The sequence below is a fragment of the Rhodococcus sp. NPDC059968 genome (assembly GCF_042738615.1).
GTDB lineage: Bacteria > Actinomycetota > Actinomycetes > Mycobacteriales > Mycobacteriaceae > Rhodococcus_F.
Genome location: NZ_JBHWUE010000013.1, coordinates 1 through 14,201, shown reverse-complemented (window position 1 = coordinate 14,201; position 14,201 = coordinate 1). Strand labels below are relative to the sequence as shown.

At 68.4% G+C, this 14,201-nt stretch carries 13 protein-coding genes; 7 read left to right on the top strand and 6 right to left on the bottom strand.

Annotation, left to right across the window (positions count from 1 at the left end):
• Nucleotides 1–270: 270 nt before the first annotated feature.
• The 4 genes from ACFWAY_RS14130 to ACFWAY_RS14115 are packed head-to-tail and all read right to left on the bottom strand — an operon-like array spanning nucleotide 271 to nucleotide 4,796.
• A complete protein-coding gene (locus ACFWAY_RS14130; RefSeq protein ID WP_378510990.1) occupies nucleotides 271–1,053 on the bottom strand; it encodes a polyprenol monophosphomannose synthase in 783 nt (260 codons plus the stop codon).
• A complete protein-coding gene (gene lnt, locus ACFWAY_RS14125) occupies nucleotides 980–2,683 on the bottom strand; it encodes an apolipoprotein N-acyltransferase (protein ID WP_378510989.1) in 1,704 nt (567 codons plus the stop codon). Before lnt ends, ACFWAY_RS14130 begins: the two co-directional genes overlap by 74 nt.
• A complete protein-coding gene (locus ACFWAY_RS14120; protein WP_378510988.1) occupies nucleotides 2,673–4,277 on the bottom strand; it encodes an amidohydrolase in 1,605 nt (534 codons plus the stop codon). Before ACFWAY_RS14120 ends, lnt begins: the two co-directional genes overlap by 11 nt.
• A gap of 12 nt (nucleotides 4,278–4,289) precedes the next feature.
• A complete protein-coding gene (locus tag ACFWAY_RS14115) occupies nucleotides 4,290–4,796 on the bottom strand; it encodes an FxsA family protein (RefSeq protein WP_378510987.1) in 507 nt (168 codons plus the stop codon).
• 202 nt (nucleotides 4,797–4,998) lie between these two features.
• Between ACFWAY_RS14115 and ACFWAY_RS14110 the strand changes: the two genes are divergently transcribed.
• Nucleotides 4,999–5,616 (top strand): hypothetical protein, encoded by a 618-nt coding sequence (locus ACFWAY_RS14110; protein ID WP_378510986.1) that lies wholly within the window; start codon nucleotides 4,999–5,001, stop codon nucleotides 5,614–5,616.
• A 27-nt stretch (nucleotides 5,617–5,643) separates the two neighbouring features.
• Here the strand turns inward: ACFWAY_RS14110 and ACFWAY_RS14105 are convergent, their stop codons facing one another.
• Nucleotides 5,644–6,303 (bottom strand): response regulator, encoded by a 660-nt coding sequence (locus ACFWAY_RS14105; RefSeq protein WP_378453158.1) that lies wholly within the window; start codon nucleotides 6,301–6,303, stop codon nucleotides 5,644–5,646.
• 177 nt (nucleotides 6,304–6,480) lie between these two features.
• On the opposite strand from ACFWAY_RS14105, the gene ACFWAY_RS14100 reads away from it, so the two are divergent.
• The 4 genes from ACFWAY_RS14100 (at nucleotide 6,481) to ACFWAY_RS14085 (ending at nucleotide 9,858) form a co-directional block, all read left to right on the top strand.
• Nucleotides 6,481–6,909, top strand: a complete 429-nt coding sequence (locus tag ACFWAY_RS14100) for a CBS domain-containing protein (RefSeq protein WP_378453159.1) — start codon at nucleotides 6,481–6,483, stop codon at nucleotides 6,907–6,909.
• Nucleotides 6,910–6,920: 11 nt separating this feature from the next.
• The gene (locus ACFWAY_RS14095; protein WP_378510985.1) at nucleotides 6,921–7,205 is read left to right on the top strand and encodes a YciI family protein; all 285 of its coding nucleotides are present in this window, start codon (nucleotides 6,921–6,923) and stop codon (nucleotides 7,203–7,205) included.
• Between the two features lie 121 nt (nucleotides 7,206–7,326).
• Nucleotides 7,327–8,061 carry an ANTAR domain-containing protein gene (locus ACFWAY_RS14090; protein ID WP_378453161.1) on the top strand — a complete coding sequence of 245 codons (735 nt, stop codon included), beginning with the start codon at nucleotides 7,327–7,329 and terminating at the stop codon, nucleotides 8,059–8,061.
• Between the two features lie 237 nt (nucleotides 8,062–8,298).
• Nucleotides 8,299–9,858 carry a hypothetical protein gene (locus ACFWAY_RS14085; protein ID WP_378510984.1) on the top strand — a complete coding sequence of 520 codons (1,560 nt, stop codon included), beginning with the start codon at nucleotides 8,299–8,301 and terminating at the stop codon, nucleotides 9,856–9,858.
• An 82-nt stretch (nucleotides 9,859–9,940) separates the two neighbouring features.
• Here ACFWAY_RS14085 and ACFWAY_RS14080 read toward each other — a convergent pair whose 3' ends face one another.
• Entirely contained in the window at nucleotides 9,941–10,669 is a 729-nt protein-coding gene (locus ACFWAY_RS14080; RefSeq protein ID WP_378453163.1) for a TetR/AcrR family transcriptional regulator, read from the bottom strand.
• Between the two features lie 171 nt (nucleotides 10,670–10,840).
• Here ACFWAY_RS14080 and ACFWAY_RS14075 point away from each other — a divergent pair, with 171 nt between their 5' ends.
• A complete protein-coding gene (locus ACFWAY_RS14075; RefSeq protein ID WP_378510983.1) occupies nucleotides 10,841–12,376 on the top strand; it encodes an APC family permease in 1,536 nt (511 codons plus the stop codon).
• 60 nt (nucleotides 12,377–12,436) lie between these two features.
• Nucleotides 12,437–14,092, top strand: a complete 1,656-nt coding sequence (locus ACFWAY_RS14070; protein ID WP_378510982.1) for an amidohydrolase — start codon at nucleotides 12,437–12,439, stop codon at nucleotides 14,090–14,092.
• The last annotated feature ends 109 nt before the right edge of the window (nucleotides 14,093–14,201 follow it).

Genomic DNA, 14,201 nt, shown 5'->3' with positions numbered 1-14,201 from the left:
CTTGTTCGTCCTCTTCCCACTCCGGCGGTGGGCACGACACCCACCGGCCACCCAAGAAACTTATAGTGACCTGCGAACCTGGGAATTTACCGAACCTTACCCGGGAGTACGCTTCAGGTTCCTATCGGACGTACGGTTCAGACCGTTTCAGGGCGTCTCAGAATGTGGACATATGGCGGCTTTGCCCACGGGTACCAGGTTTCAAAGCACCTAACCCAGCGCTGCCCACGCGTTCCGAAGAAGTAATGGGGCAGCGGTCGGTACCCGGTGCTATCTGGCTGGCACACCCTTGATTCTGGCGAGCCGGTTCCGCAGCCCCCATTGCGTGACCTTGAGAAGCGCTTCGCGGACGATCCCGCCGCTCATCTTGGATTCACCGATTTCTCGTTCCGTGAATGTAATGGGAACCTCCCGGACGGTAAAGCCCTCCTGGATCGCCCGCCACGCCAGGTCGACCTGGAAGCAGTAGCCGTGCGACTCCACCGCAGCGAGGTCGAGCTTCTCGAGCACCTCGCGGCGGTACGCCCGGTATCCGCCGGTGATGTCCTTGATCTTCACGCCCAGGGCGAGTCGCGAGTAGATGTTCCCGCCACGCGAGAGCCACTCGCGGTGCTTCGGCCAGTTGACAACCGTGCCGCCCGGCACGTACCGCGAACCGAGCACGAGGTCGGCGCCGGCGTCGACCTGGTCGAGGAGGCGATGCAACTGCTCGGGCGCGTGGCTGCCGTCCGCGTCCATTTCGACGAGGACGGTGTAGTCGCGGTCCAGGCCCCAGCGGAAACCGGCGATGTAGGCGGCTCCGAGACCGTTCTTCTCGGTGCGGTGCATCACGTGGATGCGACCGGCGTCGTCGTTCGACGCGAGGGCGTCCGCGACGTCTCCGGTGCCGTCCGGGCTGCCGTCGTCGACGACGAGAACATGCGTCTGGGGTAGCGCCGCATGCAGGCGCCCCACGATCAGGCCGAGATTCTCCCGCTCGTCATACGTCGGAATGATCACCAGAGTCCGTGCGCTCGGTGCCCCGCTCTGCCCGGAATCGGTCTCCGATGCCATGAGGATCCTCCCTGCCGGCAACTGCCGGCGCCTTCTCGGTACTGCGTTGAATCAGTGTGCGAACTGTGCGTCGTCGTTGCACCACGGCGAACGCGACGGCAGCGACGGCGCCGACACAGAGAAGAACCTCCGGAATCGGGCCGAGCCGACTTGCCAGCGTAGTACCGGTGCGGAGCGGCACCTGCGACACCAGGGCCGCGGGTACGAAAAGTGAGGTTTCCGCCGCCGTGGAGCCGTCGGGGCCGATGATCGCGCTCACACCGCTGGTCGCGGCGACGACGACGGCGCGCCCGTGCTCCACTGCCCGCACCTTCGACATGGCGAGCTGCTGGTACGTCATCTCGGTGTCGCCGAACGTGGCGTTGTTGGTCGGGACGGCGAGCAGTTCGGCGCCGCTGCGCACCGACTGCTCGAAAGCCCGGTCGAAGGCCACCTCGTAGCAGGTCGCGACGCCGACGGCGATTCCGTCCGCGTGGACGACCCCGTCGCCGTCGCCGGGAACGAAGTTGCCCGCCCGGTCGGCGTACGAGGAGAAGTGCCGGAAGAACCCGCGGTACGGCAGGTACTCGCCGAACGGCTGGATGATCTTCTTGTCGTGCTGCTCCTGCGGTCCCGCATCGCCGTCCCACACGATCACCGAGTTGGTGGTGGTGCGGTCCGAGTTCACGAGCACCGCACCCACCAGGATGGGCGCGCCGATCGCCTCGGACGCCCGGGAGATGTCGGCGGCGGCATCTGCGTTGCGCAGGGGATCGATGTCGGACGCGTTCTCGGGCCAGACTACGAGGTCGGGCTGCGGCGCCGCTCCCGACGCGACGTCGTCGGCGAGTTCGAGGGTGCGGTTCACATGATTGTCGAGGACCCGCTTGCGTTGGTCGTTGAAGTCGAGTCCGAGTTTGGGGACGCTGCCCTGGATCGCGGCGACGGTGATCGTCCGGTCTCCCGAGTCCATGCCGGGCAGTGTCGGCCACAGTGCGAGTGACACGACGGTCGCGGCGAGGGCGGCGACCAGACCACCTGCGAACGGCCGCGTCCAGTTCAGGGCGCCGCCCGCCCGGGCCCGCACCGTCACTGCGACGGATGCCAGTCCGGCGCCGGTCAGCGCGACAGCGAAGCTGAGCAGCGGGGAACCGCCGATGCTCGCGAGCGGCAGGAACCAGCCCTCCGACTGGCCGAACGCCAACCGCCCCCAGGGGAAGCCGCCGAACGGCACGCTCGCGCGCAGCCATTCCGTGAGCGACCAGCACGCCGCGATCCACAGCGGGGCCCAGCGCAGCCGGGAGACGAGCACGGCGAGCACCCCGAACAGTCCGATGAACAGCGATTCGACCGCGGCGAGGGCAAGCCACGGGAGGGCTCCGACGAACACCCCGATCCACGGGAGCAGCGGCACGAGGAAACCGAGTCCCGCGAGGTAGCCGTAGCCGAAGCCCGCGCGCAGTCTCGGTGCCGCACCCCCGGCGCCGGTGAGGACCAGCGTCAGCACGGCGATGCCGATGGGTGCGAGGAACCAGAGGGGACGGGGCGCAAATCCGGCGAACACGAGGAATCCCGCGGCCACCGACAGGACGGAACGCACCAGCACGCCGGGCTTTCCGGTGGTCCACCGAGGTGTCGTGCTACCGCTCATGGACGACGCTCCCCCGGTGCACCGAACGCAGCAGCACCGGCGTGGGCGCGTCGTCCTCGAGCCGCGGCAGAGCCGGGACCCGGGAGCGGGGATCGGTCGACCACCGCTGCACGGAGTCCTTCGGCGCGCTGACCACGAGTTCACCGGCATCCCACACCGCGTACGACGCCGGCGCTCCCGGGTCGAGCGTGCCGGCGAGACCGTCCCGGACCCCGCCGGCCCGCCATGCACCGCGCGTGGCCGCCGAGAACGCCGCGCGCGGGGAGATCCCGCTGCCGGGCGTGCGGTGGTGGACGGCCGCGCGCAGCATCGCCCAGGGGTCGACCGGGGTGACGGGTGCGTCGGAGCTCAGTGCCAGCGACACCCCGGCGGAGGCGGCGGCGGCGAACGGGTTGAGAGTGAGGGCACGGTCGGTTCCGAGGCGCTGCGCGTACAGGCCGTCGGTCCCACCCCACAGGGCGTCGAACGCGGGCTGGACGCTGGCGATCACACCCCACTGCGCGAGCCGCGCCGCGTCGTCACCGGTCATCATCTCGGCGTGTTCGAGTCGGTGCCCGGCCTTCGCGACCGCGGGACCGCCCAGCTCGTCGGCGACGACGGCGAACGCGTCGACCGCGGCCCGGACGGCGGCGTCGCCGATGACGTGGAACCCGGCCTGGATGCCGGCGATCGTGCAGGCGCGCACGTGTGCGGCGATCTCGTCGACACCCAGGTAGCTCTTGCCGGTGCCGCCGTCCAGATCTGCATAGGGTTCGCTGAGCCACGCCGTATGGGAGCCGAGGGATCCGTCGATGAACAGGTCGCCGCCCAGCGCGTGGGCGCCGGTGGAGTTCAGCAACTTCCTGGCCTCGTCGGCGTCGGTGACCGCCTCGCCCCAGTAGCCGCGGACCTCGACACCGTGCGGGGTGGCCAGGAGTTCACGGAAATCGTCGAGTCCGGCGATGTCGGGGCCCCCGCACTCGTGCACCGCGACGATGCCGCGGGAGGCGATGGCGTCGAGGGCGGCGATGCGGGCGGCGGAACGCTGCTCGGCCGTCAGCAGCGAGCGCGCGACGGTGCGGGCGGCGTGGTGCGCCTCGAATGTCAGCGGGCCCTCCGGCGAGAACCCGGCGGCGACGCTCAGATCCGGGACCGACCGGCGCAGGGCGGTCGAACACGCTGCCGAATGGACGTCGATCCGGGACAGATACACCGTGCGCCCGGGCGCGGCCTCGTCGAGCTGCGCCGTGGTGGGACCGGCGCCTTCCGGCCACGCCGATTCGTCCCAGCCGTGTCCCCAGATGACCGCGTCGCCGTGGGTGCGGGCGAAGGACGCGAGCCGGTCGAGGCATTCGCGAAGCGACCCGACACCGACCAGGTCGAGGCCCACGATGTTCAGGCCGAGCGCCGTGACGTGCACGTGGGTGTCGACGAATGCCGGGGTGACGAACGCGCCGCCGAGGTCGACCACGTCGGCGCCGCGGTGCAGCGCGCGGGCCGCGCGGTCGTCGCCGACCCACGACACGACACCGTCGGTCACTGCCATCGACGTGGCGTCTGGAACAAAGGAACTGTAGATTCGGCCGCCGACCAGCAGTTGGGTAGTCACAGGCAACCAGTCTGCCTGTTAGGGCAGAACGCGGGGATCACGGGTCGCGGTTCGGGGCTCCTCGTCGATCACTTCGCCCTCGAAGACCTCCTCGACCACCTCCCCTTCGATCACCTCGCCGCGACCGCGTCGGGGTGCCCGCGCGAACGCCTCCGCCCCGGCCGCGACGGTGGCGGCACGCCTGCCGGCCAGCAGGACCACGACGGGCCGCAGGGCCCACCGGGCGGGGGGAACGAGGAAGAGCAGCCCGAGCACCGAGGTGACCAGGCCGGGGACGAACATCAGCGCGGAGCCCAGCGCGACGAGCGCGCCGTCCGCGACCGCGGCACCCGGCGAACCGTCGCCGCTCACCGCCCGGCGCAGGCCGTCCATCACACGACGCCACTGCGACCGCATCAGCAGCAGTCCGATCAGCGTTCCACCGAGCAGGAGGAGCACGGTCCACAGCACGCCGATCGCGATTCCGACCAGGACGAGCGCGGCGATCTCCACCACTACGTACAACAGGAAGAGTGCGGCGTACATGACGCCCCCTTTCGGACGGCCGGGTTCATCGAGGGTCTGGGTCAACCGTCTGATCGTTCAACGTTCGACGGCGCCGATTTTCTCCCGGCCGGAGATATCGAAGCGCTCACGATCTAAACCTCAAGTTGACATTGAGACTCTGCGCATGATGCAGTTCACTGCGATGGGGGTCTTCCGACCCCGCGCACAACGAGGAGCCGATATGACTCGTTCCACCGTCTTCCGCCGAGCCGCAATCGTTCTCGCGTCCACAGCCGCCTTCGGCATGCTGCCTTCGGGGCCGGCGTCGGCAGCACCGGTCGCCGACTTCGCGAAGGGTGCCGCCGAACTGCAGGCGCTGGCCACCGAGGTCTCCCCCGCCGCGACCGCCGCCGTGGACGCTCTCCTCGGCGCCAGTGTGTTCATCCCGAAGAACGTGCTCGAAGTCGGACTGACCACCCCGCAGGACTTCATGTACCCGTCCCCCACCCTCGGATGCGGCGTCGCCGACAATCCCGCGACGGTCACGCTGGCAAGCGCCCAGGGCGGACCGAACCTGTTCCCCCAGATCACCGCGAACCAACTCCGATTCCAGGCCATCCCCGCCTACGTCGCGATCCCGCAGTCGTCCGATCTCAGCGTCGCCTGGATCAACCTCACGACATTCCAGGGCGGGATCGTCAAGCTCGACGACAAGCTGCCGCTCATCAACACCCCGTTGCTGTCCAAGATCGTCGACACCGGCAAGGGAACCGTCCTCGCGACGATGTTCGGCACCGTCGGCTACGCCGACTCCGTCACGTGCACCGTGGTCCCGACCGTCGGCACCTTCACCGTCTAGCGGCAGTTCGCTTCCCCACCCGCCGGCCTACGAGCCGGGTCGTACCAGGCCCGTCTCGTAGGCCAGCACCACTGCCTGCACCCGGTCGCGGACGTTCAACTTGGTCAGAATCCGGCCCACGTGCGACTTGATGGTCGACTCCGACAGGAACAGCTGACCGGCGATCTCCGTGTTGGACAACCCAGTGGCGACCAGCTGCAGCACTTCCCGTTCACGCTCGGTCAGTACGTCGAGGACTTCCGGGTCACGAAGCGGTGCCGGACCGTCGTCGAGGAACCTCGCCAGCAGCCGGCGGGTTACCTTCGGCGACACCACGGCGTCACCCGCGGCCACGCTGCGGATGGCCGACACCAGGTCTTCCGACGGGGTGTCCTTGAGCAGGAAGCCGCTGGCCCCGGCCCGCAACGCACCCATGGCGTGCTCGTCGAGATCGAAGGTGGTCATCACCAGCACGCGGCTCGCAACGCCCGACTCCAGGATCTGGGCGGTCGCGCTGACACCGTCCACCACCGGCATGCGGACGTCCATCAACACCACGTCGGGTTCGAGTTTGCGGACCGCGGCGACGGCGGCGGCGCCGTCGCTCGCCTCACCGACGACTGTGATGTCGTCCTGAGCGTCGAGCACCATGTTGAGGCCCATCCGCATCAGTTCCTGGTCGTCGACGAGTAGCACGGTGATCGGCACAGCGCCAACCTAACACCGCAGTCCCGGTGGGCGCCCGGCCCGCACGCCGGTCCGCGGGACGCGGCGGTCACGAGTAGATAACCAAACCAAGACCGGCAGAAACGCTGGCATACGCTCGAAGTCTGCCTATGATCAAGTCGGCGGCCAGTCGGAGTGCCCAGAGATCGGGGTGTCCAGATGCGAATCGCGGATGTGTTGCGGAACAAGGGTCCGGCCGTGGTGACGGTCGATCCGGAGATGCCGGTCAGCACGCTGATCGGCGAACTCGCCAGGCACAATGTGGGCGCCCTGGTGGTGATGGAGAACGACGCCGTCGTCGGGATCGTCACCGAACGCGACGTGGTGCGCCGCATCCACGAGCGCGGCCCCGACATCCTGAATGCCCGGGTCGTGGACATCATGACGACGTCGGTGTTCGCCTGTCTCCCGACCGACACCGTGGACAGTCTCGCCGAAACCATGACCGAACGCCGGATCCGGCATCTGCCGGTGATCGTGGACGGTCAGCTGGTCGGCATCGTCAGCATCGGCGACGTGGTGAAGAGCCGGATCGGCGAGCTGCAGACCGAACGCGACCAGCTCGAGTCCTACATCGACCACGGCTGAGTGAGAAGCACATGGCCTTGTTCGTCGTGGAATACACGTACAGCCCCGAGACGTCGTCCCTTCGCGACGATCACCGGACGCAGCATCGTGGGTGGCTCACCGAACTCGTCCGCCGCAAGATCATGCGCTCGACCGGCCCCCTCGCCGACGGTCACGGTGCGCTGTTCATCGTCGACGCCGAGGACGAGGACGCCGTCGCACACCTGTTCGCGCAGGATCCGTTCGCCCAGGAAAATCTGGTGGAGAAGGTGCAGATCCGCGGATGGACACCCGCGATGGGCGAACTCAGGGAGTAGGACGCACATCACACCCAGCCGGACGGGGCTCGGCTCCGAATACCTCTAGCGGATTGATCTGTCACACCGCGATCATCGCTGTACGTGTCGTCGTCGGGGCGAAGTATCGAAGGAAGTATGCATGTCCGGGTTCCCTCTCGAACCGGCCGACGGTCACGGCCACGACGCGTTCTCAGCGCTGCTCGTTTCTCTTCCGCGTGCCGTCTGTGTCTACGACGACCGCCGGCAGCTGGTGTTGACGAACCCTGCTCTGGCCGCCCTCGTCGGGTACCGGACCGACGAACTCGATCGGGTGGACCTCGCGGGATTGATGCACCCGTCGGACGCGCCGCGCTGGTTCGGCCTCGTCCGGGATGTCCTCGATACCGGCACCGCCCATGCGGGGTATGCCCGCGTCCGGCACAGGAACGGGAACTGGCTGTGGGCGCACGGGTTCGCCTCCACGTTCACCTCCGCGGATACCCGCTTCGTCGTGCTCGTGTGGCAGGACATGACGGACGAGGTCTGGGAAAATCCACGCTTGCTCGACAAGGCCGAACGCGCTTCGGTCGACGCCTCCTCCGGGCTCCTCCAGCCGCCGCCTCCCGGTGAGTCGGTCCACGACATGGCGGCCGATGTCGTCCGTTCGCGGGCAGTCATCGAACAGGCCAAGGGTGCGTTGATGCTCGTCTATTCCCTCTCCGCCGACGCCGCCTTCGACCTTCTGACGTGGCGGTCACAGCAGACGAACACGAAGATCCGTGTGATCGCCGAGCGACTCGTTCTCGCGTTCGGCGACGAATTCCACACGCCCACTTCGTTTCGCGACCGTTTCGACGCTCTGCTTCTCACCGCTCACGAGCGACACAGCCGATAGAAGATCCCCGGGGGCGGTCCCGCGACCTGGGGGCTCAACCCGCGGAACCTGGGCCGGTGGTGCCACCGGTGACGCTTCCGACCCTGGGGCGTCGATTTCCCGTCTTCTCGAATGACTAAACAGTCGTCGGCACCAGCGAGTTCGCGCGGCAGGACATTTCCGGGGACTCGCGACCGTGTTGCCGTCAGTTCGGTGGCTGCGAGCAGCAGTCGCGGCTGCACTCTCTAGGATGTCGCGGTGTCCACAGGATTGCTGAACGAACCGCTCGAGCGGTCTGCCCCGCCACCGGTACCGAGCCCGTTCCGGGCGCCGGCGATCCTCGCTGCGTCCGGCGCGGTGGTGGCGGCCGTGTTGTTCTGGATCGTCTCCGGCAGCCTCACCGACGACGCCTACATCAGTTTGTCGGCCGCCAGGAACCTGGCCGTCCACGGGGAGTGGGCGATCGTCCACGGACTGACCGCGAACACGTCGACGTCCCCGCTCAATGTGCTCGTGCTCGGGGCACTGACGTTCCTGACCCGGTTGTGGGGCCCGGGCGATCCCCTGTTCGCACTCGGAATGCTCAACGTCGCGGTCACCGCCCTGTTGGGCTGGGTGCTCGCGCGGACGTGTCGGCGGCTCGGCCTCGGGACCGTGTGGGCGGTGCTCGCCGGTGCGCTGGTGGTGTTCAACCCGTTCGTGTTGTCGGCGGTCGGGCTCGAGGTGCTGCTGATCCCGGCGGCCGTCGCGGTGATGGTGTGGTTCGCGTTCGAGGGCAGGGCCGCCTGGTTCGGTGCGGCCGCAGGAATGGCGGCGCTCGTGCGTCTGGACCTGCTCGTCTTCGTCGTGGTCATCGCCGCCCTGTCGCCGGCGATTCGCACGCAACTGCGCCGCGCCCTCGCCGGCTTCGCCGCGATCGCCGGGCCGTGGTACCTGTTCAGCTGGGTCGTACTCGGTTCGGCTCTGCCCGACACCTTCCTGATCAAGCAGGGCCAGGCCTCCGATGTGGGCGGCTTCAACTACCTCACCGGCCCGGTCATGTACTTCGAGTCCAACCCGTGGCGGACCGTGGCGGCATTCGGTCCCGCGGCCCTCGCACTCGTCCTGATTCTCGTCGCGCTCGCCTCGTACGCCAGGCCATGGAAGCGACCGGTGCCGTTGCCCGTGCCGCTGCTCGCGCTCGGACTGTCCGGTGCCCTCTACTACGTCGCCTACGTCGTCCTCGATACCGTGCCGTACCACTGGTATTACGTGGCGCCCGCGACCACGCTGGCGATGTTCGCGGTCCTCGCCGCCGGAATCCATTGGAGCGCCGCGCGCGACACCACGGACCGCGCCGTCGCCGGCACGCTGGCCGGCCTGCTCGCCGTGCTGGGAGTCGGCGCCGTGTACTACGACGTCGAGAGCGGTCTCCCGTGGGACGCACCCCCCATCTTCGGTAACTGGGCGAGCGCGCAGGACTACGAGCGGGTCGGCCGGGCGGTCGGGACACTCGTCGGGGAGGCCCCGGTGCGATCCCCCGGTGAGATCGGGACCCTCGCGTACTTCTGTGAATGCGTCATCGTCGACGAGTTCTCCGACCGTGGACTGGTGGTCGAGGACCGGTTGGTGCCCCGTCTCGCGGAGGCAACCGAACCGGCGCGAACTTTGCTGCGCGCCAACTACGCCTTCTTCGACTATCGGCTCGCACCCGTGAACCCCGCATACGATCTCCGGTACGCGGAAGGCCGTGGTCCCGGCGGCCCGATGGCCTGGGACGTGTTCTCCGCCGCCCGCGGAGCCGGTCACTTCATCCTGGTGCCGCTCGTCGGCGGCTGACGCGGTCGTGCGGCCTGCCCTCGAAGACGTCGTAGCCGGGGGTGAGTCGGGCCGTTCGGCCACGATTCGAGCTGAACCATTGTCACGAGGTTGCCGATTCTCGTTTCGCGTCGAGTCGGTGAAGCAGGGCGCGAGCGCCGTCGAGGAGCAGTTCGAGTGCGTCGGGATAGGCGCTGCGGTCGGAGAGGTCGACGAGGAGGCCGGCGGTCGCAGCGATGTGCGGGTGCGTCTCGGCCGGCAGTTGCGCGTAGGAGGATCGCCACAGTTGCCGGTCGGACTCGCGGACGTCCTCTGGTAGCGCAAGTTCCGCTCCGTCGAGGGCGGCGAACGCCAGCATCTGATCGACGAACGCACGGTAGAGGCGCACCGCTGCGCCGTCGGGGAACCCTGCCTTGCGCAGTATTCCGAGGATCGTGTCTACGGCCGCTTTCTCCGAGGTGCGACCGCTGACGCGGCTGGCCGACAGGACTGCCGCCTGGGGATGGTCCAGATACGCTGCATGCGATCGTATTCCGAGGGAGTGCAAGTCCCGCCACCAGTCGCCGGTGGGTTCCCACCCGCGGAACGACCGGCCGATCAGCTCGTCGGCGATCGCCAACGTGAGATCGTCGATGCCGCGGAAGTACCGGTACAGGGTGCTGGGGTCGGCCCCCAGCGCGGCTCCGAGGCGGCGGACGGACAGACCTGCACTGCCGTGGTGGCGGAGCAACCGTAGCGCCGTCTCCATGATCAGCTGCTCCGAGAGAACTGCACCCTGCTTCGTCGGCCTGCGCCGCTTCCGGGCCGAGTCCGAGACCACCTGCTTCGCCATTTCCGGCTCCTTCCGTGGACCGCCAGCTTATGCCAACACCGTTGACGGTGTAAACGGCGACGGTGTTGCATATCACAGGCAGGGAGCGAAGCCCCGGGTCGCGGGCACGAGAAGCCGGACCGGCGCGTGGCCTCCCGTCCCTCTCCACCCTCCAGCGAAAGTGACGTACACATGGCAGCAGTGAACAACGGAGCGGCCGACGCGCCGAGGGCGACAGCCCTGCGCAAATCCCTCGGCGTGATGGACGGAATTGCGATCGCCGCCTCGAGTACCGCGGCGACGACGAGCATCGGTGTCGGTTTGGGAGTCATCGCCGCCGTGGTCGGTCTCCAGATGCCGGTGGTGCTGTTACTGGCTTTCGTCCCGATTCTGGGAATTGCCAGCGGATACGCCCGGCTCAACCGGGTGGAACCCAATTGCGGCAACAGCTACGTCTGGGTGGGCCGCAGCCTCAGTCCGTGGCTGGGCTTCCTCACCGGTTGGATGGCCATCGTCGCCGTCGTCGTGTTCATGGCCTACACCACCGCGATCGCCGGGTCGGCGATCCTGCAACTCGCCGGCATGGCCGGCCTGCACAGCATCGGCGGACTCACTCTCGATCCCGACTCCACGTTGCAGTCGACGTTGCTGGGGCTGACGATCCTGGGTGCGGTGACCGTCACCGCCGTCCGGGGCGTCGCGGTCGCGGCACGGCTGCAGAAGTATCTCCTCTTCTTCGAGTACGTCGTGTTGATCGGCTTCTGCACGTATGGGCTGTGTGCCGGGACCCAGCCGTTCTCGCTCTCCTGGTTCAATCCCTTCGCGATTCCGTCGTTCGCCGTGCTGGCTCAGGGCATGGTGATCGCGGTCTTCTTCTACTGGGGTTTCGAAGCGGCGTTCAGTGTGAGCGAGGAGGTGCGCGATCCGCGCGACGCGTCCCGCGCCGGTGTGATCACCGTCTTCATGGTCCTCGGCTTGTTCCTGCTCGGTGCGGTGGCGTTCCAGCGCGTCCTCACCCCCGCGGAACTGGCCGACAATGGGACCGTCGGGCTCGCGTTCCTCGGCGAGGCACTCGCCCGGCAGCCGCTGGCCGCGCTCCCCGTGGTGGCGCTGATGTTCTCCGTCGTCGCTTCGCTCCAAGCCACCGTGATACCCAGCGCGCGTGGACTGTTCGCGATGGGCCGGGACCGCACGCTCGGCCCGGTGTGGACCCGCATCCATTCCCGTTACGGCACCCCTGCCGCCGGGACCGTGCTGCTCGGCGGCATCTCCGCCGTGGTCGCGCTGCTGGCCACGGTCATCCCCAAGCTCAGCGACCTTCTCGGTGCGGGCATCAGTTCGATCGGTCTGGTGGTCGCCGTCTGGTACGGCCTGACGGCACTCGCCGCCGCTGTCCGGTTCCGCGGGCTTCTACGGGAACGTCCGTGGGAGGGACTGCGCGCGGTCGTGTTTCCCGCTCTCAGTTCCCTGGTGTTGCTGGCGCTGGGCGGCTACTTGGGCTGGATCTTCTACACCTCGGCAGATCATCTCGAATTCAGCGCGACCAACGGGTGGTTCCAACTGCTGTTCCCGGTCCTCATCCTGATCTCGGGGCTGGTGGTGGCCGCGCACGCGAAGTGGATCCGCCGGTCGCCCTATTTCGTCACCGGCCGCGGAACAGATGCCGACGACGCCAACCTGCTCGGTGGAACTGCGCCCGCCGAAGCCCCCGTGACCACCCGTTACTGATCAGCGCAACACAACCTGATCCGAACACCGACGAAAGCACTTACCGACAGGAGATTTTCGATGTCAGCAGGACCCGCAGATCTGGTCTTCACCGGCGGATCGATTGCCACCCTGGACCCGGCCCGCAGCCGCGCCACGACGGTCGCCGTCACCGGTGGCCGGATATCAGCCGTCGGCCACGACAAGGTCCGGGAGCTGATCGGCGCCCGCACCGAGGTCGTCGACCTCACCGGCAGGCTGCTGCTGCCCGGCTTCCAGGACGCGCACATTCATCCCGTGGTGGCCGGCCTCGAGTACGCCCGCTGCAACCTCACCGGCATCAGCGATGCCGCTGCCACCCTCGCCGCCATCGGCAGCTACGCCGACGCACACCCGGAATTGCCGTGGATCGTCGGTGGCGGGTGGTCGATGGAGGCGTTCGCCGGAGGCACACCCACCGCGCAACTCCTCGACACCGTCGTGCGTGATCGGCCGGCGTTTCTGCCCAACCGCGACCACCACGGGGCATGGGCCAACACGCGAGCGCTGAACATCGCGGGCATCACCCGAGACACCCCCGATCCCGTCGGCGGACGTATCGAACGCGACGCCGACGGCGAGCCGACCGGCATGCTCCAGGAGTCTGCGATGGAGCTGGTCGGCTGCCACACCCCGGAGCACACACCCGACGACCGGCTGAAGGCACTGCTCCACGCCCAGCAGCACCTGCATTCGCTCGGCATCACCGCCTGGCAGGACGCGCTACTCGGCGACACCTCCGGGATCTCCGACGTCTCGGACGCCTACCTGACCGCGGCCGGCGACGGGTCCCTCACCGCGCGGGTGGCGGGCGCCCTGTGGTGGGATCGCGACCGGGGCGCCGAGCAGATCCCCGACCTGCTCCGGCGACGTTCCCGTCTCCGCGTCGGGAGGATGCGGGCCGACACCGTGAAGATCATGCTCGACGGTGTCGCCGAATCCCGCACCGCGGCCATGATCTCCCCGTATCTGGATGGATGTGGCTGCGCAACAGACCATTCCGGCACCAGCTTCGTCGACCCGGACGAACTGCGCCGCTACGTCACCGAGCTCGACGCCCTCGGATTTCAGGTGCACTTCCACGCGCTCGGCGACCGGGCCGTCCGCGACGCGCTCGACGCGGTTGACGCCGCTCGGACGACGAACGGATTCCGGGACACCCGACCGCACCTCGCCCACTTGCAGGTCGTGGACCCCGACGACATCCCCCGCTTCCGCGCGCTCGGCGTCACGGCCAACATGCAACCGCTGTGGGCAGCCCACGAACCGCAGATGGACGAACTCACCATCCCATTCCTCGGGGACGAGCGCTCCCGTCGGCAGTATCCCTTCGGTTCCCTGCTGCGCTCGGGCGCAACGCTGGCAGCCGGCAGCGACTGGCCGGTCAGCAGCGCCGACCCGATCCACGGCATCCATGTCGCGGTCAATCGCGTACTGCCGGGCCGGGACGGGCAGGGGCGCCCGGTGTTCCTCCCCGAGCAACGAATCGATCTCACGGCCGCACTCAGCGCCTACACCGCCGGGTCCGCGTACGTGAACCACCTCGACGACACGGGGAGCATCGAGGTGGGCAAGCTCGCCGACCTGGTGGTCCTCGACCGGGATCCGTTCACGGGAACCGCCGACGCGATCGGCGAGAGCCGGGCCATCCTGACCTATGTGGGCGGTGATCGTGTCTACACGGCACCGGACGCCTGAGGACAGGCGGTAGGCGGCCCTACTCGGCGGCGGGGGGGGGCGGACGGGCGGCCCCGCGGGGCGCGCCCCGACCCCCCCCCCCCCACCACAGGGGAGGCCCCCCCAAAGA